This is a genomic window from Pseudomonas sp. TWRC1-2, assembly GCF_049896685.1.
In the GTDB taxonomy this organism is placed as follows: domain Bacteria; phylum Pseudomonadota; class Gammaproteobacteria; order Pseudomonadales; family Pseudomonadaceae; genus Aquipseudomonas.
Genome location: NZ_JAFCUU010000006.1, coordinates 144015 through 165601, shown reverse-complemented (window position 1 = coordinate 165601; position 21587 = coordinate 144015). Strand labels below are relative to the sequence as shown.

General features: G+C 60.8%; 18 protein-coding genes. 12 read left to right on the top strand and 6 right to left on the bottom strand.

Features of this window, described 5'->3' with window-relative positions; genetic code table 11:
* Positions 1-18: 18 nt before the first annotated feature.
* The 5 genes from ACP7B3_RS18625 (at position 19) to ACP7B3_RS18605 (ending at position 5292) form a co-directional block, all read left to right on the top strand.
* Positions 19-1029: an ABC transporter permease subunit gene (locus tag ACP7B3_RS18625; RefSeq protein WP_010565541.1), complete on the top strand. Its 1011-nt coding sequence runs from the start codon at positions 19-21 to the stop codon at positions 1027-1029.
* 10 nt (positions 1030-1039) lie between these two features.
* Positions 1040-1951 (top strand): ABC transporter permease subunit, encoded by a 912-nt coding sequence (locus ACP7B3_RS18620; RefSeq protein ID WP_145165247.1) that lies wholly within the window; start codon positions 1040-1042, stop codon positions 1949-1951.
* A 10-nt stretch (positions 1952-1961) separates the two neighbouring features.
* On the top strand, positions 1962-2930 hold the full coding sequence (locus ACP7B3_RS18615) for an ABC transporter ATP-binding protein (RefSeq protein WP_242194736.1): 969 nt from the start codon (positions 1962-1964) through the stop codon (positions 2928-2930).
* Positions 2930-3901, top strand: a complete 972-nt coding sequence (locus tag ACP7B3_RS18610) for a peptide ABC transporter ATP-binding protein (RefSeq protein WP_106578631.1) — start codon at positions 2930-2932, stop codon at positions 3899-3901. The genes ACP7B3_RS18615 and ACP7B3_RS18610 overlap by 1 nt, the downstream gene beginning before the upstream one ends.
* A gap of 254 nt (positions 3902-4155) precedes the next feature.
* Positions 4156-5292 (top strand): hypothetical protein, encoded by a 1137-nt coding sequence (locus ACP7B3_RS18605; protein WP_426180136.1) that lies wholly within the window; start codon positions 4156-4158, stop codon positions 5290-5292.
* Positions 5293-5377: 85 nt separating this feature from the next.
* Here the strand turns inward: ACP7B3_RS18605 and ACP7B3_RS18600 are convergent, their stop codons facing one another.
* The 3 genes from ACP7B3_RS18600 to ACP7B3_RS18590 all read right to left on the bottom strand — a co-directional run bounded on the left by ACP7B3_RS18600 (position 5378) and on the right by ACP7B3_RS18590 (position 7765).
* Complete coding sequence (locus ACP7B3_RS18600; RefSeq protein WP_106578629.1) at positions 5378-5638, bottom strand: hypothetical protein; 261 nt, start codon at positions 5636-5638, stop codon at positions 5378-5380.
* A 97-nt stretch (positions 5639-5735) separates the two neighbouring features.
* Complete coding sequence (locus ACP7B3_RS18595) at positions 5736-5993, bottom strand: hypothetical protein (RefSeq protein ID WP_145165253.1); 258 nt, start codon at positions 5991-5993, stop codon at positions 5736-5738.
* A 188-nt stretch (positions 5994-6181) separates the two neighbouring features.
* The gene (locus ACP7B3_RS18590; protein ID WP_426180129.1) at positions 6182-7765 is read right to left on the bottom strand and encodes a peptide chain release factor 3; all 1584 of its coding nucleotides are present in this window, start codon (positions 7763-7765) and stop codon (positions 6182-6184) included.
* A 332-nt stretch (positions 7766-8097) separates the two neighbouring features.
* On the opposite strand from ACP7B3_RS18590, the gene ACP7B3_RS18585 reads away from it, so the two are divergent.
* The 5 genes from ACP7B3_RS18585 (at position 8098) to ACP7B3_RS18565 (ending at position 13179) form a co-directional block, all read left to right on the top strand.
* Positions 8098-8814, top strand: a complete 717-nt coding sequence (locus ACP7B3_RS18585) for an ABC transporter permease (RefSeq protein ID WP_025856261.1) — start codon at positions 8098-8100, stop codon at positions 8812-8814.
* A 20-nt stretch (positions 8815-8834) separates the two neighbouring features.
* Positions 8835-9731 carry a glycine betaine ABC transporter substrate-binding protein gene (locus tag ACP7B3_RS18580; RefSeq protein WP_242194740.1) on the top strand — a complete coding sequence of 299 codons (897 nt, stop codon included), beginning with the start codon at positions 8835-8837 and terminating at the stop codon, positions 9729-9731.
* 11 nt (positions 9732-9742) lie between these two features.
* The gene (locus ACP7B3_RS18575; protein WP_027604864.1) at positions 9743-10396 is read left to right on the top strand and encodes an ABC transporter permease; all 654 of its coding nucleotides are present in this window, start codon (positions 9743-9745) and stop codon (positions 10394-10396) included.
* Positions 10393-11550, top strand: a complete 1158-nt coding sequence (locus tag ACP7B3_RS18570) for a betaine/proline/choline family ABC transporter ATP-binding protein (protein ID WP_053131666.1) — start codon at positions 10393-10395, stop codon at positions 11548-11550. Before ACP7B3_RS18575 ends, ACP7B3_RS18570 begins: the two co-directional genes overlap by 4 nt.
* A gap of 465 nt (positions 11551-12015) precedes the next feature.
* Positions 12016-13179 carry a type III PLP-dependent enzyme gene (locus tag ACP7B3_RS18565; RefSeq protein WP_053254366.1) on the top strand — a complete coding sequence of 388 codons (1164 nt, stop codon included), beginning with the start codon at positions 12016-12018 and terminating at the stop codon, positions 13177-13179.
* Positions 13180-13228: 49 nt separating this feature from the next.
* Here ACP7B3_RS18565 and ACP7B3_RS18560 read toward each other — a convergent pair whose 3' ends face one another.
* Positions 13229-13978, bottom strand: coding sequence for a tetratricopeptide repeat protein (locus ACP7B3_RS18560; RefSeq protein ID WP_426180122.1), 750 nt, complete (start codon positions 13976-13978; stop codon positions 13229-13231).
* Position 13979: 1 nt separating this feature from the next.
* The gene (locus tag ACP7B3_RS18555; RefSeq protein ID WP_369302581.1) at positions 13980-14660 is read right to left on the bottom strand and encodes a Fe2+-dependent dioxygenase; all 681 of its coding nucleotides are present in this window, start codon (positions 14658-14660) and stop codon (positions 13980-13982) included.
* A 207-nt stretch (positions 14661-14867) separates the two neighbouring features.
* Here ACP7B3_RS18555 and ACP7B3_RS18550 point away from each other — a divergent pair, with 207 nt between their 5' ends.
* Entirely contained in the window at positions 14868-17153 is a 2286-nt protein-coding gene (locus tag ACP7B3_RS18550; protein ID WP_426180118.1) for a TonB-dependent receptor, read from the top strand.
* A 137-nt stretch (positions 17154-17290) separates the two neighbouring features.
* Complete coding sequence (locus ACP7B3_RS18545; protein WP_426180115.1) at positions 17291-19816, top strand: PepSY domain-containing protein; 2526 nt, start codon at positions 17291-17293, stop codon at positions 19814-19816.
* A gap of 134 nt (positions 19817-19950) precedes the next feature.
* Here ACP7B3_RS18545 and ACP7B3_RS18540 read toward each other — a convergent pair whose 3' ends face one another.
* Positions 19951-21492 (bottom strand): alkaline phosphatase D family protein, encoded by a 1542-nt coding sequence (locus tag ACP7B3_RS18540; RefSeq protein ID WP_426180112.1) that lies wholly within the window; start codon positions 21490-21492, stop codon positions 19951-19953.
* Positions 21493-21587: the final 95 nt, after the last annotated feature.

The following is a 21587-nucleotide window of genomic DNA, read 5'->3' as shown; positions in this document are numbered from 1 at the left end:
ATTGAGGTACACAACAAGATGTTTAGTTTTATTGCCCGCCGATTGGGGTTATTGATCCCCACGTTTTTCGGCATCACGTTGCTGACGTTTGCGTTGATTCGCATGATCCCCGGCGACCCTGTCGAAGTCATGATGGGCGAACGACGAGTCGACCCCGAGATGCACGCACAGGCAATGGAACGCCTCGGCCTTAACAAGCCGCTGTACGCGCAATACCTGGACTACGTAGGCAAACTCGCCCACGGCGACCTCGGTGAGTCCCTGCGCACGCGCACCAGCGTGTGGACCGAATTCACCGCCCTCTTCCCGGCGACCCTGGAACTGTCCATGGCCGCCCTGTTGTTCGCCGGTATCCTGGGCCTGTTGGCCGGGGTGATCGCGGCCTTGAAACGAGGATCCCTGTTCGACCATGGGGTGATGGGCATCTCCCTGGCGGGATATTCGATGCCGATCTTCTGGTGGGGCCTGATCCTGATCATGTTCTTCTCGGTAAGCTTGGGCTGGACCCCGGTTTCCGGGCGTATCGACCTGCTCTACGACATCGAGCCGCGCACCGGCTTCATGCTGATCGACACGCTGCTGGCTGACGAGCCGGACGCGTTCTTCGACGCCCTGCACCACTTGATCCTGCCGGCCATCGTGCTCGGCACCATCCCGCTGGCGGTTATCGCGCGGATGACCCGTTCGTCGATGCTCGAAGTCCTGCGTGAAGACTACATCCGTACCGCCAAGGCCAAAGGCCTGTCGCCGGCGCGCGTGGTCTTCGTACACGGCCTGCGTAACGCGCTGATCCCGGTACTCACCGTGGTCGGCCTGCAAGTGGGCACTCTACTGGCCGGTGCGGTTCTGACCGAAACCATCTTCTCGTGGCCCGGCATCGGCAAATGGCTGATCGAAGCCATTGGCGCACGGGACTATCCCGTGGTGCAAAACGGCATCCTGTTAATCGCCTGCCTGGTGATTCTGGTGAACTTCGTGGTGGATATCCTCTACGGCTTCGCCAACCCACGCATCCGTCACCAGCGCTGAGATCATGACCATGACCACACCTACTTCCGCGGTAGCAGTCGATCAAAGCCTGCTGTACCCGTCCCCGTACAAAGAATTCTGGCAAGCCTTTTCCAAGAACAAAGGCGCCGTCGCCGGCCTGCTGTTCATGTTGCTGGTGGTGTTTTGCGCGATCTTCGCCCCTTGGGTTGCGCCGCATAACCCGAGCGAGCAATACCGTGACTTCCTGCTCACCCCCCCAGCCTGGCTGGAAGGCGGGCAGATGCAGTTCCTGCTCGGCACCGACGAACTGGGCCGTGACCTGCTCTCGCGCCTGATCCAGGGTTCGCGCCTGTCCTTGCTGATCGGCTTGTCGTCGGTCGTGATGTCGCTGATCCCGGGCATCCTGCTGGGTCTGTTCGCCGGGTTCTTCCCGCGCCTGCTTGGCCCAACCATCATGCGGTTGATGGACATCATGCTGGCCCTGCCGTCACTGCTGCTGGCCGTTGCCATTGTCGCGATCCTCGGCCCTGGCCTGATCAACACCGTGATCGCCATTGCGATCGTGTCGCTGCCCTCTTATGTGCGTCTGACCCGTGCTGCGGTGATGGGCGAACTGAACCGCGACTACGTGACGGCCGCCCGCCTCGCCGGCGCCGGCCTGCCACGCCTGATGTTCATCACCGTGCTGCCCAACTGCATGGCGCCGCTGATCGTACAGGCCACCTTGAGCTTCTCTTCGGCGATTCTCGATGCCGCGGCCCTGGGCTTCCTTGGCCTTGGCGTACAACCGCCAACCCCAGAGTGGGGCACCATGCTGGCTTCGGCCCGTGACTACATCGAACGCGCCTGGTGGGTCGTGAGCTTGCCGGGTTTGACCATTTTGCTCAGCGTGCTGGCAATCAACTTGATGGGTGACGGCCTGCGCGATGCGCTGGACCCGAAACTCAAGAACGCCGCCTGAGGAGATTCCCATGTCACTGTTAGAAATCAAGAATCTCAACGTACGCTTCGGCGACACGACCGCCGTGCCGGTGGTCGATGGCCTCGACATTTCCGTCGACAAAGGCGAAGTACTGGCGATCGTTGGCGAGTCGGGCTCGGGTAAATCCGTGACCATGATGGCGCTGATGGGCCTGATCGAGCACCCCGGCATCGTCACCGCCGACGCCCTGAACTTCGATGGCAAGGACATGCTCAAGCTGAGCAACCGTCAGCGCCGCCAAATCGTCGGCAAAGACCTGGCGATGGTGTTCCAGGACCCGATGACCGCGCTGAACCCCAGCTACACCGTGGGTTTCCAGATCGAAGAAGTGCTGCGCCTGCACCTGAAAATGTCCGGCAAGCAAGCGCGCAAACGTGCGATCGAACTGCTCGAAAAAGTGGAAATCCCGGGCGCCGCCAGCCGTATGGATGCCTACCCGCACCAACTGTCCGGCGGTATGAGCCAGCGTGTCGCAATCGCCATGGCGATTGCCGGCGAGCCGAAACTGCTGATCGCTGACGAACCGACCACGGCCTTGGACGTAACCATTCAGGCGCAGATCATGGAGCTGCTGCTGGCCCTGCAGAAAGAGCAGAACATGGGCCTGGTGCTGATCACCCACGACCTGGCCGTGGTGGCCGAAACCGCCCAGCGCGTGTGCGTGATGTACGCCGGCCAAGCCGTGGAAGTCGGCCAGGTGCCGCAACTGTTCGACATCCCGGCGCACCCGTACAGCGAAGCGCTGCTCAAGGCGATCCCCGAGCACAGCCTGGGCGCCACGCGCCTGGCCACGCTGCCGGGTATTGTTCCCGGTCGTTATGACCGCCCGCAGGGTTGCCTGCTGTCGCCACGCTGCCCGTATGTGCAGGAATCCTGCCGTGCCCAGCGGCCTGGCCTTGACCCGAAAACCAACAGCCTCGCGCGTTGCTTCTACCCCTTGAACCAGGAGGTGGCGTAATGGCCGTCGTTCTTACCGCCCGCGACCTGACCCGTCACTACGAAGTCTCCCGTGGCCTGTTCAAGGGCCACGCGCTGGTACGCGCGCTTAATGGTGTGTCGTTTGAACTGGAAGCCGGCAAGACCCTCGCCGTAGTGGGTGAGTCGGGTTGCGGCAAATCCACCCTGGCCCGCGCGCTGACGCTGATTGAAGAGCCGTCGTCGGGCTCCTTGAAAATCGCCGGCCAGGAAGTCGCCGGCGCCGACAAGGCCCAGCGCAAGCAACTGCGCAAAGACGTGCAGATGGTGTTCCAGAGCCCGTACGCCTCGCTGAACCCACGCCAGAAGGTCGGTGATCAACTCGGCGAGCCGCTGTTGATCAACACCAACCTGTCCGCCGCCGAGCGCCGCGAGAAAGTGCAGGCGATGATGAAGCAAGTGGGCCTGCGCCCTGAGCATTATCAGCGCTACCCACACATGTTTTCCGGTGGTCAGCGCCAGCGTATTGCCCTGGCCCGCGCGATGATGCTGCAACCCAAAGTGCTGGTGGCCGATGAACCGACCTCGGCACTCGACGTGTCGATCCAGGCCCAGGTGCTCAACCTGTTCATGGACCTGCAGCAGGAATTCAACACCGCCTACGTGTTCATTTCCCACAACTTGGCAGTGGTGCAACACGTTGCCGACGACGTGATGGTGATGTACCTCGGCCGCCCGGTGGAAGTGGGCCCCAAGGAAGACATCTACGCCCGCCCGCTGCACCCGTACACCCAGGCGCTGCTGTCGGCCACCCCGACCATCCACCCAGACCCGAACAAGCCGAAGATCAAGATCGTCGGCGAACTGCCCAACCCGCTGAACCCGCCATCTGGCTGCGCGTTCCACAAGCGTTGCCCGTATGCGACAGCGCGTTGCAGCAGCGAGGAGCCGTTGTTGCGGCCGCTGGACAACCGCCAGGTGGCTTGCCACTACGCGGAGCAGTTCGTGGCCTGAGCCTGCTGGCAACAAAAATGCCCTGGCGATAGCGCCAGGGCATGACAGGTGTTCTACAAGCCCTTCCCATCAGGTTGCGCATCAGCCTGTTGGGAGGGGCTTTTTTTTGGCTCGTCACCACCCGCTTTTGATGACCAAATCCCGTTCAGTATTCGAAACCAATCTAACTGCCTGTCAGTTCTCACAGTAGCCAGCCACGGCCTTTTGCATTGTTATGAGTTCACCCCCTTTATCCAATGGACGGGTAATCGCTCATGACAACCTTCACTGTTTTTTTCTGCGGCACTGGCTCAACCAAGTTTGACGATACTCACGCAAGTTATTGGAACGGCGAGTTGATTTCCACGCTGGCGCAAAACACTCAAAGCGTCAGTAAGGAGTTTGCCGAATGGATTGTTATCGACGGCCCCGGCAGCGGCAACTTGCAGGCCGATGAGATGTTCTCCGAGTCTGGCAATTATCTTCAGTTAAAGGGCACCGCCCTGGGCTCCGGCTGGGAAGAAAATGTGGCTCACGCGGTTAACATCATGAAGGGCACGTTTAGCTGGCAGCGCGAAAAACTGACGGAGGAAAACTACACCCAACTGCAGAAAGCCGGCATTCCGATTGAAGACGTCAAAGTGACCGGCAGTTGGTATTGGCGCACTTACGATTACGGTACGCGCAAAGTAACGCAGCAGCAGTTGCAAGAGCAGATCATCAAGACCTTCCGAAAAGACGGCATCATTCCCACGCGCGTCAACCTGGTCGGCTGGAGCCGCGGCGGGATCAGCTGCCACATGCTGGCCAACGCCATGCTCAACGACAGCGTCTTGAAGAATGTGCCGGTCAATATCTTCGCTGTCGACCCCGTTCCGGGACTCTTGAACTTCCAGAGCAGTCGAGTAACGCTCGGCAGCAACGTTAAAGAGTACGTCGGTTTTTACGCCAGGGACGAGCGATCTTCCGGCTTCGCATGTGTCGTGCCCACCTTTGATAAAAGTACCCATATTCATATCTATCCAATGCCCGGGCGCCACGCGACCTTGGTGGGTAATGCTGCCCCCGATGGAAACCAGGGTGCCAAGGTGTATGCCGAACCCGGCGAGATTGTTCGTCACTTTGCAGAAACTTGCCTGACGCGATGGGGTGTGCGCCTGGAAAAGAAACTCGACCTCACGCCCGGCCAGATAAATGACCGTCTTACAAAGATGAATAATGATTTGAGCGGGTACGTGGCGATGCGTAATACGGTTTACACCACCCGCACGTCGACTGCAGGTGAGCGCAGCATTACCAAGGGCAGCAGCGATATTAAATTCACCGCCGCGAGCGGCACCGATTACCTGCCAGGACAGGGACTTTCAATAGACAAGATAGTGGAAAGCGACTATTTCAAAGACATCGCGTGATTCTTATAAGGGAACAGGTTAAGCGTTTACAGCCCTCCCGTCAGGCGGTGCATACCTGACGGGAGGGGCCGTGCTTCAGGCCGAATCAGGTATCGCTGTCACCTTGATCGCTATCATCGTCATCCGGGGCTTGCTGGTCGTCATCATCCTTGGAACCGCCTTGGTCCTCATCGCCTGGTTCGGCTTCCGACTTGGCCAGCTGCAGTCCCTTGCCCTGCGCTGTCTGCACCGCCGAAAAGCCCGTCTGACTGCCTTGCACCGGGTTATGCGCCCAGGCCGTCGACATCCCCAACGACAACAGCACCAGCACTTTTATCAACAGCACTACACGTTGAAAAATACTCATGGTCGATTTCCGTCCAGTCAGTAGATGAATCCTGCACGACAGCGTTTTACCGTCGCCAGGTTAGAAGCTAGTCCCAATGCCGGGTTTGCGCCAGGCTTCAGGTGTCGCCATCGTCGTAGGTGTCGCTGTCCTCGCCTTCGTTATAAGGGTTTTCTGCGTCTTCCTTTGGCGCGGGTTGGGCTTGGGGTTGCCAACTGCCGGAGTTGACCTCCTTTTGCTTTTTTTTGCTGACGGGGCCGGTGTCCTTCCACTGGGGGGTTCCGGCATCCGCCAGCGCCGCGGTGTGAGCCAAAGCAGTGGACAGCCCCAAGGCGCCCAGCAGCACCACATGAATGGCGCGTTGAGTTATACGCAAGGTCGCCTCCTGATCCGTCGCTGATTGGGTGAATTATTTGAAACGCTAGACCGGATGCGGACTTCTCGCCAATGCCGCTGACAGATGAGGATCAAATGTGGGAGCTGGCTTGCCACATTGAGTCAGCGGCGCGCCCACAAAAAAGGGCGAAGCCATGACAGCTTCGCCCTTTTTTTACCGCTCAGACCTTAATGGTGCTCACGCGTCGCGCAGAATTTCACATCCGGCCAGCGCTCTTCCATCAATGCCAGGTTCACGCGGGTCGGGGCCAGGTAGGTCAGGTGACCGCCGCCGTCCACTGCCAGGTTTTCCACAGCCTTGTTGGAGAACTCTTCCAGCTTCTTCTTATCGCTGCAATCGATCCAGCGCGCGGAGTACACGGTGATTGGCTCGTAGGAGCATTCAACCTTGTATTCCTCTTTCAGGCGGCTGGCGACCACATCGAACTGCAACACGCCGACGGCGCCAAGGATGATGTCGTTGCTGCGCTCGGGGAAAAACACCTGGGTGGCACCCTCTTCCGCCAATTGCTGCAGGCCCTGGCGCAGTTGCTTGGATTTGAGCGGGTCGCGCAGGCGTACGCGGCGGAACAGTTCCGGGGCGAAGTGCGGGATACCGGTGAAGCCCAGCACTTCGCCTTCGGTGAAGGTGTCGCCGATCTGGATGGTGCCGTGGTTGTGCAAGCCGATGATGTCGCCGGCGTAGGCTTCTTCGAGCTGTTCACGCTCGGAGGAGAAGAACGTCAGGGCATCGCCGATGCGCAGGTCCTTGCCGGTGCGCACGTGGCGCATCTTCATGCCTTTTTCGTATTTGCCGGAGCAGATACGCATGAAGGCGATACGGTCGCGGTGCTTGGGGTCCATGTTCGCCTGGATCTTGAACACAAAGCCGGTGAATTTCTCTTCGACCGGTTCCACGGTGCGCTCATTGGCAACCCGGGCCAGAGGCTTCGGCGCCCAGTTCACGACGGCGTCGAGTACGTGGTCGACACCGAAGTTGCCCAACGCAGTACCGAAGAACACCGGGGTCAGCTGGCCGTCGAGGAATTCCTGCTGATTGAACTCGTGGCAGGCGCCCTGCACCAGCTCCAGTTGATCAACGAAGCGGTCGTACTCGTCACCCAGGTGGGCGCGGGCTTCGTCGGAGTCGAGCTTTTCGATGATTTTCACATCGGTGCGCTCGTGGCCGTGGCCAGCGGTGTAAACGATGATGTAGTCGTCGGCCAGGTGGTACACACCCTTGAAGTCGCGGTAGCAACCAATCGGCCAGGTGATCGGCGCGGCCTTGATCTTCAGGACCGCTTCGATTTCATCGAGCAACTCGATCGGGTCGCGAATATCGCGGTCGAGTTTGTTGATGAAGCTGACGATTGGCGTGTCACGCAGGCGGCACACGTCCATCAGCGCAATGGTACGTGGCTCAACGCCCTTACCGCCGTCGAGGACCATCAAGGCCGAGTCCACCGCGGTCAGGGTGCGGTAGGTATCTTCGGAGAAGTCTTCGTGGCCCGGGGTGTCGAGCAGGTTGACCATGTAGTCGCGATACGGGAACTGCATGACCGACGTGGTAATGGAAATACCCCGTTGTTTTTCCATTTCCATCCAGTCGGAGGTGGCATGGCGGTCGGATTTGCGGGATTTCACCGTGCCGGCCACTGCGATTGCCTTGCCCATCAGCAGGAGCTTCTCGGTGATGGTGGTTTTACCGGCATCGGGGTGGGAAATAATGGCGAAAGTGCGGCGTTTCGCGACTTCGGCGGCCTGGTGGGTCATGGGAAATCGCCTGGCAGGTGAGTCAAAAAAGGGCGGCGAGTATAGCGCAAACCCAGGGAGCCAGACCACCGTTCACCCGATTGGGGGTGGCTAAATGCTGCCAAGTGTGGAACCTTTTAAAAGGTAGAGACGTCCACTCCCCTGCTACCGCACTCGTACCAGGGGCTGAAAAATCAGCAAGTTAGCCTGACGAGGCTGCGCTCATGGCTTGATCGCATACCGCGTTGCCGGTATCGGCGAGCTGCTTTTCGCGAACTCATTCGCCGACAGCCAGGAATGGCATTGCCGCTCGGAAATGTGTTCGCCGACAAAAGAAAAAAAGGAGTCCGCCTGTGGCTATTCGCTATGGCAAAGGGCTGATAGGAGGAGCGGTTGTCGTCGCTCTCCTGGCCCTGCTGGTCCACTGGATCGGCATCAACACGATCGAACTGTACCGCGACGATTTGTTGTTTTACCTGCAAGCACACCTGATCCTCGTTCTTGTCTCCATGCTGGCTGCCCTCGTTGTAGGCATCCCCGCCGGTATCCTGCTCAGCCGACCGAACATGGTCGGGCGTGCAGAACGTTTCATGCAGATCTTCAACATCGGCAACACCGTCCCTCCCCTGGCCGTACTGGCCATCGCCCTCGGCGTCCTCGGCATCGGCAGTGGCCCGGCCATCTTCGCGTTGTTCCTCGCCTCGTTGCTGCCCATTGTGCGCAACACCTACGAAGGCCTCAAAAACGTTCAAGGCTCGCTGAAAGAAGCCGCCACCGGCATCGGCATGACGCCGCGCCAGGTGCTGTTTCGCGTGGAATTGCCCAACGCCGTGCCGATCATCATCGGCGGTGTGCGCGTGGCCCTGGCGATCAACGTCGGCACCGCACCGCTGGCGTTCCTCATTGGAGCCAACAGCCTGGGCAGCCTGATCTTCCCCGGCATCGCCCTGAACAATCAGCCGCAACTGCTGCTCGGCGCCGCGTGCACCGCGCTGCTGGCATTGCTGCTTGACGGTCTGGTGACCATGGCCAGCCGCCTCTGGCTGGAACGCGGGTTGCGTCCGTCTTAAGGCTTGGCAAAGGAATTCACATGAAAAAACTGACATTGATATTGAGCTGCGTCCTGCTGTTCGCAGGTTTTGCGCAAGCCGCTGAAAAACCAGTGATCCGCATCGGCGCACGGGTGTTCACCGAACAGACGCTGCTCGCCGAAATCACCTCCCAGTACCTGCGCACCAAGGGTTACGACACCCGCGTGACCGGCGGCCTGGGCAGCAACCTGGCGCGCAGTGCCCAGGAAAGCGGGCAACTGGACCTGATCTGGGAATACACCGGCGTGTCGCTGGTGGCCTACAACCATGTGGACGAGAAGCTCGACAGCGAACAGTCCTACGCCCGAGTCAAAGAACTCGATGCGAAAAAAGGCCTGGTCTGGCTCTCCCCGTCGAAATTCAGCAACACCTACGCATTGGCGTTGCCGGAAAACGTGGCCAAGGAATTTCCGCAGATCAACAGCATCAGCGACCTGACCCAAGCCCTGGCCGAGAAAACCAAAGGCACGCGCCTGGTGGCCCTGGACACCGAGTTCGCCAACCGTTCCGACGGCATGGCCGGCATGGTCAAGCTGTATGACATGAACCTCACGCGCAAAAACACCCGGCAGATGGACGCCGGCCTGGTCTACACCGCGCTGCGTAATGGCCAGGTGTTTGCCGGGTTGGTCTACACCACCGACGGTCGCCTGAATGCCTTCAAATTGAAGCTGCTCGAAGACGACAAACACTACTTCCCGGACTACACCGCTGCGCCGGTAGTGCGTCAGGTTTATCTCGACGCTCACCCGCAATTGGCCGCTGACCTGAAACCGCTGGCCGCGCTGTTCGACGACGCCACCATGCGCCAGCTGAACGCACGGGTCGACGTTGACCATGAAAGCCCCTCCGCCGTGGCCGCAGACTTCCTGCGCCAACATCCCATCAGCCAATAAGAGGAGAAGACATGGAATTTCTGAACGCCTTTTCCCATCTTGATTGGGCCCAGGTCCTGCACCTGACCTGGCAGCACATCACCCTGGTCGGCATTGCCGTCATTCTGGCAATCGTCGTGGGCGTGCCGCTGGGCGTGCTGATGACGCGCTTCCCGACCCTGGCCGGCCCGCTGCAAGCCAGCGCCACGGTGCTGCTGACCGTGCCGTCGATCGCGCTGTTCGGCCTGCTGCTGCCGTTCTACTCCAAGTTCGGCCAGGGCCTGGGGCCGATGCCGGCGATCACCGCGGTGTTCCTCTACTCGCTGCTGCCGATCATGCGTAACACCTACCTGGCCCTGACGGGCGTGGAACCGGGCATCCGCGAAGCCGCCAAAGGCATCGGCATGACCTTCGGCCAGCGCCTGCGCATGGTTGAACTGCCCATCGCCGTGCCCGTGATCCTTGCCGGTGTGCGCACCGCCGTGGTGATGAACATTGGTGTGATGACCATCGCCGCCACCATCGGCGCCGGTGGCCTGGGTGTACTTATTCTGGCTTCCATCAGCCGCAGCGACATGTCGATGCTGATCGTTGGCGCCGTGCTGGTCAGTCTTCTGGCCATCTTCGCCGACCTGCTTCTGCAATGGCTGCAACGCTCGCTGACTCCAAAAGGACTGCTCAAATGATCGAACTTCAAAACCTGACCAAGACTTTTCAAAGCAACGGCAAAACCGTATCTGCCGTGAACGACGTAAGCCTGACCGTCAATGAAGGCGAGATTTGCGTGTTCCTCGGCCCATCGGGTTGCGGCAAAAGCACCACGCTGAAAATGATCAACCGCCTGATCAAGCCCACCTCGGGCAAGATTTTGATCAACGGCGAAGACACCACCGACCTGGATGAGGTGACCTTGCGTCGCAACATCGGTTATGTGATCCAGCAGATCGGCCTGTTCCCGAACATGACCATCGAGGAAAACATCGTGGTCGTGCCCAAGCTGCTCGGCTGGGACAAGCAGAAATGCCACGACCGCGCCCGCGAGTTGATGAGCATGATCAAGCTGGAACCCAAGCAGTACCTGCATCGCTACCCGCGTGAACTGTCGGGCGGCCAGCAACAGCGCATCGGCGTGATCCGTGCGTTGGCGGCCGATGCGCCGCTGCTGCTGATGGACGAGCCGTTCGGCGCGGTTGACCCGATCAACCGCGAGATGATCCAGAACGAATTCTTCGAGATGCAGCGCGCGCTGAACAAGACCGTGATCATGGTCAGCCACGACATCGACGAAGCGATCAAGCTGGGCGACAAGATTGCGATCTTCCGCGCCGGCAAGCTGCTGCAGATCGACCACCCGGACACGCTGCTGGCGCATCCGGCTGACGAGTTCGTGAGCAATTTCGTCGGCCAGGACAGCACCCTCAAGCGCCTGCTGCTGGTGAAAGCCGAGGACGCGGCGGACAACGCCCCGTCGGTGAGCCCCGAAACCCCGGTGGCCGAGGCCCTGGAGCTGATGGACGAAACGGACCGTCGCTACGTGGTGGTTACCTGTGCCGAGAACAAGGCGCTGGGTTATGTACGACGTCGCGACCTGCACCGTCAGACCGGTACCTGCGGCCAGTACTTGCGCGAGTTCAACGCCACGGCGGCGTATGACGAGCACTTGCGCATCCTGTTGTCGCGCATGTACGAGTTCAACCGCTCGTGGTTGCCGGTGATGGACGCGGAGCGGGTGTTCCTGGGTGAAGTGACTCAGGAATCGATTGCCGAGTACCTGAGTTCCGGTAAGTCGCGTGGCGGCAAGACCAGTATTGTCTCCCCTGCCGAGACCGCCCTGGCCTGATATAAAACAACCCAGGTCAACCTGTGGGAGGGGGCTTGCCCCCGATGACGGTGTGTCAGTCACTTCATCAGTCACTGATCCACCCCATCGGGGGCAAGCCCCCTCCCACATTTGCTCGCTGAAATCCCGCCGATTTAGCCCTCCCGGGGAACATCAATCCGTCACACCGGTCGGTTACATAAGTAGCTGCACGAGGTCCTGCGACGAACGCGTGCAAAAACGCGACATTTTTAGTTGATCTATGGCCCCTCACGTCCTAAAGTTCGCGCCGAACGTCCATGCTGGAAACGATCCATCCGGCTCAAGTACTGACGACGAGACAGCAAGGCCAAGGGAAGCGGTGATTCCCGTGGCCTTTTTGCTTTCGGCGACATGCCTTGGGAAGTAGGCGAACCAAAGTGGGGATACGGAGGACGTTCATTTGCACCCATTGCTAATTTTAGTTTGCCCTTAGGAGTTCCCAGCATGTCGATCAACGTCGAAGATTATTTCGCGCGCGCCACGTTTGACAAAATGAAGGCGTTCGCCGACAAGCAAGAAACCCCGTTCGTGGTGATCGACACCGCGATGATCAGCCAGGCCTACGATGACCTGCGCGCCGGTTTCGAATTCGCCAAAGTCTATTACGCGGTCAAGGCCAACCCTGCCGTCGAGATCATCGACCTGTTGAAAGACAAGGGTTCGAGCTTCGACATCGCCTCGATCTACGAGCTGGACAAGGTCATGGACCGTGGCGTGAGCCCCGACCGTATCAGCTACGGCAACACCATCAAAAAATCCAAGGACATCCGCTACTTCTACGAGAAGGGCGTGCGTCTGTTCTCCACCGACTCCGAAGCCGACCTGCGCAACATCGCCAAGGCCGCGCCGGGCTCGAAAGTCTATGTGCGTATCCTCACCGAAGGCTCGACCACGGCTGACTGGCCGCTGTCGCGCAAATTCGGCTGCCAGACCGACATGGCCATGGACCTGCTGATCCTCGCCCGTGACCTGGGCCTGGTGCCATACGGCATCTCCTTCCACGTCGGCTCGCAGCAGCGCGACATCAGCGTGTGGGACGCGGCGATCGCCAAGGTCAAAGTGATCTTCGAACGCCTGAAAGAAGAAGACGGCATTCATCTGAAGCTGATCAACATGGGCGGTGGCTTCCCGGCCAACTACATCACCCGTACCAACAGCCTGGAAACCTACGCCGAAGAAATCATCCGCTTCCTCAAGGAAGATTTCGGCGACGACCTGCCGGAAATCATCCTGGAACCAGGCCGTTCGTTGATCGCCAACGCCGGCATCCTGGTCAGCGAAGTGGTGTTGGTGGCGCGTAAATCCCGCACCGCCGTCGAGCGTTGGGTGTACACCGATGTGGGCAAATTCTCCGGCCTGATCGAAACCATGGACGAAGCCATCAAGTTCCCGATCTGGACCGAGAAGAAAGGCGAGATGGAAGAAGTGGTCATCGCCGGCCCTACCTGCGACAGCGCCGACATCATGTACGAAAACTACAAGTACGGCCTGCCGCTGAACCTGGCGATTGGTGACCGTTTGTACTGGCTGTCGACCGGTGCGTACACCACCAGCTACAGCGCTGTGGAATTCAATGGCTTCCCGCCGTTGAAGTCTTACTACGTGTAAGCAACTCGCACACAAAAAACCCATGACATGTCATGGGTTTTTTTATCGGTCAGGAAAGGCTTGCGGCGCGCTGTTGGTAGGCCTCGGCCATCGCCCGAACCTGCGGGTCACTGGCTGCGGCCAACGCGGTGTGAGCCGTTCGCAAAAACTTCAGATTGCCGCCCGCCAGCGCCTTGCGCAGCCACGCCAATGCCTCGTCGATTCGGCCTCGGTCAGCCAATATCGCGGCATAGCTGAACTGCCCGCGAAAATCCCCGCCTTCGGCTGAACGCCGATACCACTCGACAGCCGCCTCAAAATCCCTCGGGCAAGAGTGGCCGTCTTCCAGATAACGCCCCAGCAGGTTCATCGACTTGGCGTGGCCCTGCTCTGCAGCCAGCCGATAAAACCCCAGCGCTTGCGGTCGGTCTTCGTCGACACCACGACCGGTGGCCAGCAGGTTGGCATAGTTGTACTGGCCCCAATCCAACCCGGCCTCTGCCGCCAGGCGATACTCCCGCGCAGCTGCCGCTTCATCGACGGCGCAGCCCCAGCCATGTTCCAGGCAACGCCCGGCCATATTGCGTGCCATCAACTGCCCGCCGTTGGCGGCGATCTGGAACCAGCGCAGCGCCAGCGCTTCATCGCGCGCAATGCCGCGCCCTTCCAGCAGGATTTGCCCCAGCAAGGCCTGGGCGTCTACCACGCCCTCCTTGGCGGCCATCAAAATCGCCTGGGCGGCGCGCACCGGGGAATCGTCGAGCATGCTTTGCAGTTGCTCGACGTTGAGCACTTCTTCACGGCGCAATAAAAAGCCCATGTCAGACCTCGACCCAGCGGCGCAACAGGTTGTGGTACGTGCCGGTGAGCTGGATCAGCGCTGGATGGTCAGGAACATCGCGGGTCAGTTGCTGGATGGCGCCGTCCATCTCGAACAGCAAGGTGCGCTGGCTGTCTTCACGCACCAGGCTTTGGGTCCAGAAGAACGAGGCGTAACGCGCGCCACGGGTTACGGCGTTGACCTTGTGCAGGCTCGAGCCCGGGTACAGCACCATGTCGCCGGCCGGGAGTTTGACCCGCTGCAGGCCGAAGGTGTCCTGGATCTCAAGCTCGCCGCCGTCGTATTCCTCTGGATCACTGAAAAACAGCGTGGACGACAGGTCCGTGCGCACCCGTTCGTGGCTGCCCCGCGCCTGGCGCACGGCGTTGTCGATATGGAAGTCGAAACTGCCACCGGCCGTGTAGCAATTGAGCAAAGGCGGGAAAACCTTGTGCGGTAACGCCGCTGACATAAACAGCGGGTTTTTCCACAAACGCTCAAGCATCGCCGCGCCAATTTCCTTGGCCAGCGGGTGGCCTTCGGGCAATTGCAGGTTGTGTTTGGCTTTGGCGGACTGATGCCCGGCGGTGATTTTACCGTCGGCCCACTCGGTGCTTTCCAAGGCTTGGCGAATGCGCAGCACCTCCTCGCGAGAGAACAGGCCGGGAATGTGCAGCAGCATGGGGCAGTACCTGGAGGCAGAGAGGCACCAATGGTATTGATTCTTATCCGCCCTGTAAAACGCGGGGGACGAACGAGTTGGTAAAAACCGTAAGCAAAAAGTGTAAAGAATGTAAATTCAGTGCGAATAGTAATGTATCGCAATTGATAGAAACTCTTGTTGATCCTATATTCCGCGGCCTTACAACCTTGGGGAAGGGACACGTCAATGTCGCGCACACTGCTAAAAACACCAGCCAGTTCACCACGCGTGCTGGCTTCGGCCATCGGCGTCGCACTCAGCGCCAGCTCTGCCGCCCAATTGGCGCAAGCGGCCGAAAGCACCGAACACAAAGGCGAGCGCAACAGCATCTCCTTGGGCGCCACCAGCATTACCGGCCAGGAGCAGGACAACACGTCCTACCAGGTGGAAAAAGCCGCTTCACAAAAGTACACCGCGCCACTGGTAGACACCCCGCGCTCGGTGACCGTGGTGCCGCAACAAGTGCTCAAGGACACCGCCGCCACCTCGTTGCAGGACGCCTTGCGCACTGTACCGGGCATTACTTTCGGTGCCGGTGAAGGCGGTAACCCTCAGGGCGACCGTCCGTTCATTCGCGGCTTTGATGCCCAGGGCGACACTTATCTGGACGGCGTGCGCGACACCGGCGGCCAGAGCCGCGAGATCTTCGACATCGAATCGATTGAAGTCAGCAAAGGCCCGAACTCCTCGTTCGGCGGTCGCGGCTCGGCGGGCGGCAGCATCAACCTGGTGAGCAAAACGCCACAGGCGCGCGACTTCACCAACGGCGGTTTCACCTACGGCTCCGACCAGACCCGCCGCTACGTGCTCGACGTGAACCGCCAGTTCCTCGACAACGCCGCGTTCCGCTTGAACCTGATGAGCCACGAACAGAACGTGGCTGGCCGCGATGTCATCGACTATGACCGCTGGGGTGTTGCGCCGTCGCTGACCTTCGGCCTGGGCACGCCGACGCGCGTCAACTTCAGCTACTACCACATGGAAAGCAACGACCTGCCGGACTCGGGCATTCCCTACGGCTACAGCTCGCCGACCGCTACTGCCCACGGGCACGACAAACCCACCGATGGCGGTGACAGCAACAACTTCTACGGCTTGAAGGACCGCGACTTCCGCAAGACCCGCGCCGATATCAGCACGTTCTCCATCGAGCACGACCTGAACGACAACATGACGCTGAAAAACACCCTTCGCCATGGCAGCACCGGCCAGGACTACGTGCTCACTCAGCCGGACGACAGCCAGCGCAACGTCAGCCGTTTCGGCACCGTGTGGCGCCGTGCCAACACCCGAGTGTCGACCACCGACACCACCACCAACCAGACCGACCTGTTCGGCAATTTCCAGCTGGCGGGCATGAAGCACTCGTACTCCACCGGCCTGGAATTCACCGGCGAAGAAACCCGCGTCAGCGGCTACACGGTCAGCCCGAACGCCAACCCGACCTGCACCGTGGCCAAAGGCAGCCTGGGCGGGCAGTGCACCTCGCTGAGTAACCCGACGCCGGACGACGCCTGGACCGGCAGCGTCGCGCGCAACTACTACGGCACCAACACCAAGGCCACCAGCCGCGCCGCCTACGCGTTCGATACCATTGAGCTGGACCCGAAATGGCTGTTGAACCTGGGCCTGCGCTACGACACCTTCGACACCGAAGCCAACACCAACGCCGCCGCGGGGCGCAGCAAAATCAAGGACGACAGCCAGTTCTTCAACTGGCAGGCGGGCCTGGTCTGGAAGCCGCTGGAGAACGGCAGCATCTACACCTCCTACGCCACCTCGGCATCGCCTGCCGGCGGCATGGTCGGTGAAGGCCAGGAAACCAATGGCTTCGTCACCGGCATCAACACCAGCGACCTGAAACCCGAAGAAACCGTCAACTACGAACTGGGCACCAAGTGGGACCTGTTCCACAACCGCCTGTCCCTGACCGGCGCGATCTTCCGTACCGAGAAGAAAAACACGCGCATTCTGGTGGACTCCAACACCTACGAGACCGCGGGCGAATCGCGAGTGGACGGCATCGAACTGTCCGCCAGCGGCAAGCTCACCGAACAATGGCAAGTGTTCGCCGGCTACAGCTACCTGAAAAGCGAGCTGGTTGACCCCGGCAAAAACGGCAACCGCCAGGGTGTCGTCACTGCCGGTTCCAACCAGGGCAACCAAATGCCCAACACGCCGAAAAACACCTTCAGCCTGTGGACCACCTATGACATCACGCCAAAGCTGACCATCGGCGGCGGCGCGTTCTACGTCGACCAGGTTTACGGCGATGCGGCCAACACCGTTTACGTGCCGTCCTACACGCGCTACGACGCCATGGCCAGCTACAAGCTGACCAAGAACGTCGACCTGCAATTGAACGTGCAAAACCTGACCGACAAGACCTACTACGACAAAGCTTACGCGGCGCACTTCGCCAACCAGGCGGCCGGTCGTACGGCGTTGTTGACCACCAGTTTCCACTTCTAAACGCGGCAAACTTCAGGCCCAAAGCCCCACGCATCGGATGCGTGGGGCTTTTGCGTGTAAAACAGAAGATTTCTCGTTAGCCCACGGCATAATGCGCGCCGTGACTTATTATATCCAGATGAGCGAGGCGGTCCGACGTGTTGAAGAAAACCCTGTTCCAGTTGCACTGGTTCTTCGGCATTACCGCCGGGCTGGTGCTGGCATTGATGGGGATTACCGGGGCTGCGGTCTCGTTTCAGGATGAAATTCTGCGCGCGCTCAATCCGACCGTATTGAGCGTCGAAAAACGCGAAGCCGGCGTGCTGCCGCCTGCCGAACTGGTGCGCAAGCTGGAGGCCACCGAAGGCAAGACCGTGTCGATGCTGTGGGTGGAAAGCGACAGCGGCAACGCTGCGCGCGTGTTCTTCACGGCACCGCCGGGCGAGCGGCGTGGCCAAATGCGCTACTTCGACCCGTACACCGGCAACTACCTGGGCGACGCCGTCGGCCAGGACGTGTTCGGTTTCATCTTGCAACTGCACCGCTTCCTGGCGGCTGGCGATACCGGCCGGCAAATCACCGGCGCCTGCACGCTGATCCTGGTGTTCTTCTGCCTGTCGGGCCTGTACCTGCGCTGGCCGCGCCAGGTGGCAAGCTGGCGCGCCTGGCTGACGCTGGACTGGCGCAAAAAGGGCCGCAGTTTCAACTGGGACCTGCACTCGGTGTTCGGCACCTGGTGCCTGCTGTTTTATCTATTGGCCGCGCTCACTGGCCTGTATTGGTCGTATGACTGGTACAACCAGGGCGTGACCAAACTGCTCTCCGACGCCCCGCAAAATGAACGCATGCGCAAGCGCGGCCCGCCGCCCGAAGGCCCGGCGCCAGTGGCCGACTACGACGCGATCTGGAGCAGCATCTACGCCAACGCCGGCCCCGGCTTGAGCGCCTACAACATCCGTATGCCGGCCGTCGCCGGGCAGCCGGCCATTGTGTATTACCTGCTCAACACATCGCCGCATGACCGCGCGCTGAACCAGATCAACCTCGACCCGGCCACCGGCGAGGTCAAGTCCCATGACCGCTACGCGAGCAAGACCTTCAAGTCGCAATTGCTCACCAGTGTCTACGCGCTGCACACCGGCAGCTACTTCGGCCTGGTAGGCCGCATCATCCTGACCGTCAGTGCGCTGTGCATGCCGCTGTTCTTTATTACCGGCTGGCTGCTGTACCTCGACCGCCGTCGCAAAAAACGCCAGGTCCGCGATGCCCGCAAAGGCCTCGGCGCCAACCACAGCGACGCCCCGGCGTGGCTGATCGGCTTTGCCAGCCAGAGCGGCTTTGCCGAACAGCTTGCGTGGCAGACGGCCGGGCAATTACAGGCCGCCGGCCTGCCGGTGAAGGTGCAGCAGTTGGGCAGTGTCAGCCAGCAAGACCTGTGTGAGTCAGAACATGCACTGTTTGTGGTCAGCACCTTCGGCGACGGCGAAGCGCCCGACAGCGCCCGTGGTTTCGAACGCAGCGTGCTCGGCCAGGACCTGTCGCTCAAAGGCCTCAACTACTCGGTGCTGGCCCTGGGTGACCGCCAGTACGAACACTTCTGCGGCTTTGCCCGGCGCCTGCATTTCTGGCTGACCCATCAAGGCGGCAACCCGTTGTTCGCGCCTGTGGAAGTCGACAGCGGCGACACCGACGCGCTGCTGACCTGGCAACAGCAGCTGGGCCAGCTCACCGGGCATGCGCCGGCATCCGCCTGGCAGACCGCCCAGTACGAAAACTGGACCCTGACCCGACGCACCCTGCTCAACCGCGACAGCGTCGGCTCGGACATCTACTTGCTCGGCCTCACACCGCCTTCGCCACACACCTGGCTGGCCGGCGACCTGGTGGAAATACTGCCGCGCAATTGCCCGTGGGCCATCGAACACTTCCTCGCCGGCCTGGGCCTGGCCGGCAGCGACGGCGTGTTGATCGAGGGCCTTGCGCAAACCCTCAACCAAGCCCTGGCGACCCGCCAACTGCCGGACAACCGCGCGCATTTGGTCGGCCTGCATGCCCAGGCACTGGTGAACGCCCTGGTGCCCCTGGGCATGCGCGAATACTCCATCGCCTCGATTGCCAGCGACGGCGTGCTGGAGCTGATCGTGCGCCAGGAACGTCACCCCGACGGCAGCCTGGGCCTGGCTTCCGGCTGGCTGACCGAACACGCCGCCCTCGGCTCAAGCATCAGCCTGCGCGTGCGTCGCAACAGTGGTTTCCATCTGCCAGAGGCGCCAGTGCCGCTGATCCTTTTGGGCAACGGCACCGGCCTTGCCGGCCTGCGCAGCTTGCTCAAGGCGCGCATTGCCGCTGGCCAGCAGCGCAACTGGCTGCTGTTTGGCGAGCGCAATATCGCCCACGATTACCTGTGCCAGGACGAGCTGCAAGGCTGGCTGGCCAGCGGCGATCTGGCCCTGCTGGACCTGGCGTTTTCCCGCGATCAGCAAGAGAAAATCTACGTACAGGATCGCCTGCGCGAGTCGGCGGACGTGCTGCGTCGATGGCTGGCAGACGGCGCGGCCATTTATGTCTGCGGTAGTTTGCAGGGCATGGCGACGGGCGTGGACCAAGTGCTGCATGAGATGCTGGGCAGCGAAGCGGTGGAGCGCCTGATCGAGCAGGGCCGCTATCGCCGGGATGTGTACTAAGCCCTCATAAACACCGAGGATCAAATGTGGGAGCTGGCTTGCCTGCGATGCAGGCACCCCTCGGTGTATCAGTGACACCAGGGTGATGCAATCGCAGGCAAGCCAGCTCCCACAGTGATTAAGTGCATTGCAGGTCAGGCAGGCTGCAGCTTTTGCTCGAACACCGAGACCCCATCCAAGTCGCGCAAGATCACCGTCAACTCCGCCGTCTGCCCGTCAATCTGCACCTCACCAAAAAACTGAAACCCAGCCAGCGGCGAGGTGTTCTGCGCAGGCGGCGCCTTCTCGAACACCACCTGTGGGCCAAAGGTTTTATCCAGCGGGTTGGGCCCAAAACTCCCTGCATTCAAAGGCCCGGCCACAAATTCCCAGAACGGCTCGAAATCCTGAAACGCCGCCCGGTCGGGGTGGTAATGGTGCGCCGCGCAGTAGTGCACATCCGCCGTCAGCCACACATGGTTACGCACCTGCTGGGCACGCAGAAACCCTAACAGTTCGGCAATCTCCAGCTCACGGCCCTGAGCCGGGCCAGGGTCGCCGTTGGCGATCGCTTCCCAACGCGGTACGCCGGGGCTGACCTCGCCGTCAGGCACGCCAAGGCCGATGGGCATGTCGGCGGCGATGACCTTCCATTGCGCTTTTGAGGCCTTGAGTTCGCGCTTGAGCCAGTCCAGTTGCTCACGGCCCATGAACGGTTTTTCGCCGCCCAGGTTGTCGTCGTTGGGGCCGCGGTAACTGCGCATGTCCAGTACGAACACATCCAGCAGCGGGCCGTAGCTGAGCTTGCGATAAATCCGCCCGCCGCCATCGGCGCTTTGCCGACGCATCGGTGAATACTCCAGCCAGGCCTGACGTGCGCGGCCGACCAGGGTGTTGATGTCCTTGGTCTGATAGCGCTCATCGAGTTGCTTGCTCGGCGACCAGTTATTCACCACCTCGTGATCGTCCCACTGCCAGATCTGCGGCACCTCGGCGTTGAAGCGGCGCACGTTTTCGTCGAGCAGGTTGTAGCGGTAATTGCCGCGGTATTCATCCAGGGTTTCGGCGACTTTGCTCTTGGCTTCGGTGATGATGTTGCGCCAGATGCGCCCGTCTTCAACGCTCAACTGCGCCGGCACCGGGCCGTCGGCGTAGATGGTGTCGCCGCTGTGGATAAAAAAGTCCGGCAGGCGCAGGCGCATCGCTTCGTAGATGCGCATGCCGCCAATGTCCGGGTTGATACCAAAGCCCTGGCCGACGGTGTCGCCGCTCCACACAAAACGGATGTCACGGCGTTGTTGCGGCACGCTGCGCAGGTGGCCAAACCACGGCTCGCTGGCGACGCCGGTCTGGGCGTCTTCAAAATGCACGCGGTAAAAGATCGCCTGGTCGACCGGTAACCCCGTGAGTTCGACGCGGGCAGTAAAGTCGGTGCGGCTGTCGGCCAGTGGCGAGATGAATTTTCGCGGGTTGCTGAACACGCTGCGGGTGTCCCATTCCACCACCATCTTGGCCGGGCGGTCGCTGCGGCTCCAGATCATCGCGCGGTCGCCCAGCAGGTCGCCGGACTGCACGCCATCGGTGAGTTGCGGCCGGTCCTTGACCGACGCGATCACCGCCGGCGCCAGGCCCGGCAGCAGCAGGCCCGCGCCGACGGCTTGCATCACGCGGCGACGGCCGAGATCGAAGTGGCTCATGCAGGTGCCCTCTTGAGTATCAAAAGGTCAACTAAAGCACGCGGGGATGAAGCGGATGTGACACCCGACTCGGCAGCCCCGAAGATCCAAATGTG

What these genes read in the sequence shown, in the direction of transcription:
- ACP7B3_RS18610 (WP_106578631.1), top strand. Translation starts at nt 2,930, where the DNA reads ATGGCCGTCGTTCTTACCGCCCGCGACCTGACCCGTCACTACGAAGTC.
- ACP7B3_RS18620 (WP_145165247.1), top strand. Translation starts at nt 1,040, where the DNA reads ATGACCACACCTACTTCCGCGGTAGCAGTCGATCAAAGCCTGCTGTAC.
- ACP7B3_RS18580 (WP_242194740.1), top strand. Translation starts at nt 8,835, where the DNA reads ATGAAAAAACTGACATTGATATTGAGCTGCGTCCTGCTGTTCGCAGGT.
- ACP7B3_RS18540 (WP_426180112.1), bottom strand. Translation starts at nt 21,492, where the DNA reads ATGAGCCACTTCGATCTCGGCCGTCGCCGCGTGATGCAAGCCGTCGGC.
- ACP7B3_RS18565 (WP_053254366.1), top strand. Translation starts at nt 12,016, where the DNA reads ATGTCGATCAACGTCGAAGATTATTTCGCGCGCGCCACGTTTGACAAA.
- ACP7B3_RS18560 (WP_426180122.1), bottom strand. Translation starts at nt 13,978, where the DNA reads ATGGGCTTTTTATTGCGCCGTGAAGAAGTGCTCAACGTCGAGCAACTG.
- ACP7B3_RS18600 (WP_106578629.1), bottom strand. Translation starts at nt 5,638, where the DNA reads ATGAGTATTTTTCAACGTGTAGTGCTGTTGATAAAAGTGCTGGTGCTG.
- ACP7B3_RS18555 (WP_369302581.1), bottom strand. Translation starts at nt 14,660, where the DNA reads ATGCTGCTGCACATTCCCGGCCTGTTCTCTCGCGAGGAGGTGCTGCGC.
- ACP7B3_RS18615 (WP_242194736.1), top strand. Translation starts at nt 1,962, where the DNA reads ATGTCACTGTTAGAAATCAAGAATCTCAACGTACGCTTCGGCGACACG.
- ACP7B3_RS18550 (WP_426180118.1), top strand. Translation starts at nt 14,868, where the DNA reads ATGTCGCGCACACTGCTAAAAACACCAGCCAGTTCACCACGCGTGCTG.
- ACP7B3_RS18575 (WP_027604864.1), top strand. Translation starts at nt 9,743, where the DNA reads ATGGAATTTCTGAACGCCTTTTCCCATCTTGATTGGGCCCAGGTCCTG.
- ACP7B3_RS18590 (WP_426180129.1), bottom strand. Translation starts at nt 7,765, where the DNA reads ATGACCCACCAGGCCGCCGAAGTCGCGAAACGCCGCACTTTCGCCATT.
- ACP7B3_RS18625 (WP_010565541.1), top strand. Translation starts at nt 19, where the DNA reads ATGTTTAGTTTTATTGCCCGCCGATTGGGGTTATTGATCCCCACGTTT.
- ACP7B3_RS18570 (WP_053131666.1), top strand. Translation starts at nt 10,393, where the DNA reads ATGATCGAACTTCAAAACCTGACCAAGACTTTTCAAAGCAACGGCAAA.
- ACP7B3_RS18605 (WP_426180136.1), top strand. Translation starts at nt 4,156, where the DNA reads ATGACAACCTTCACTGTTTTTTTCTGCGGCACTGGCTCAACCAAGTTT.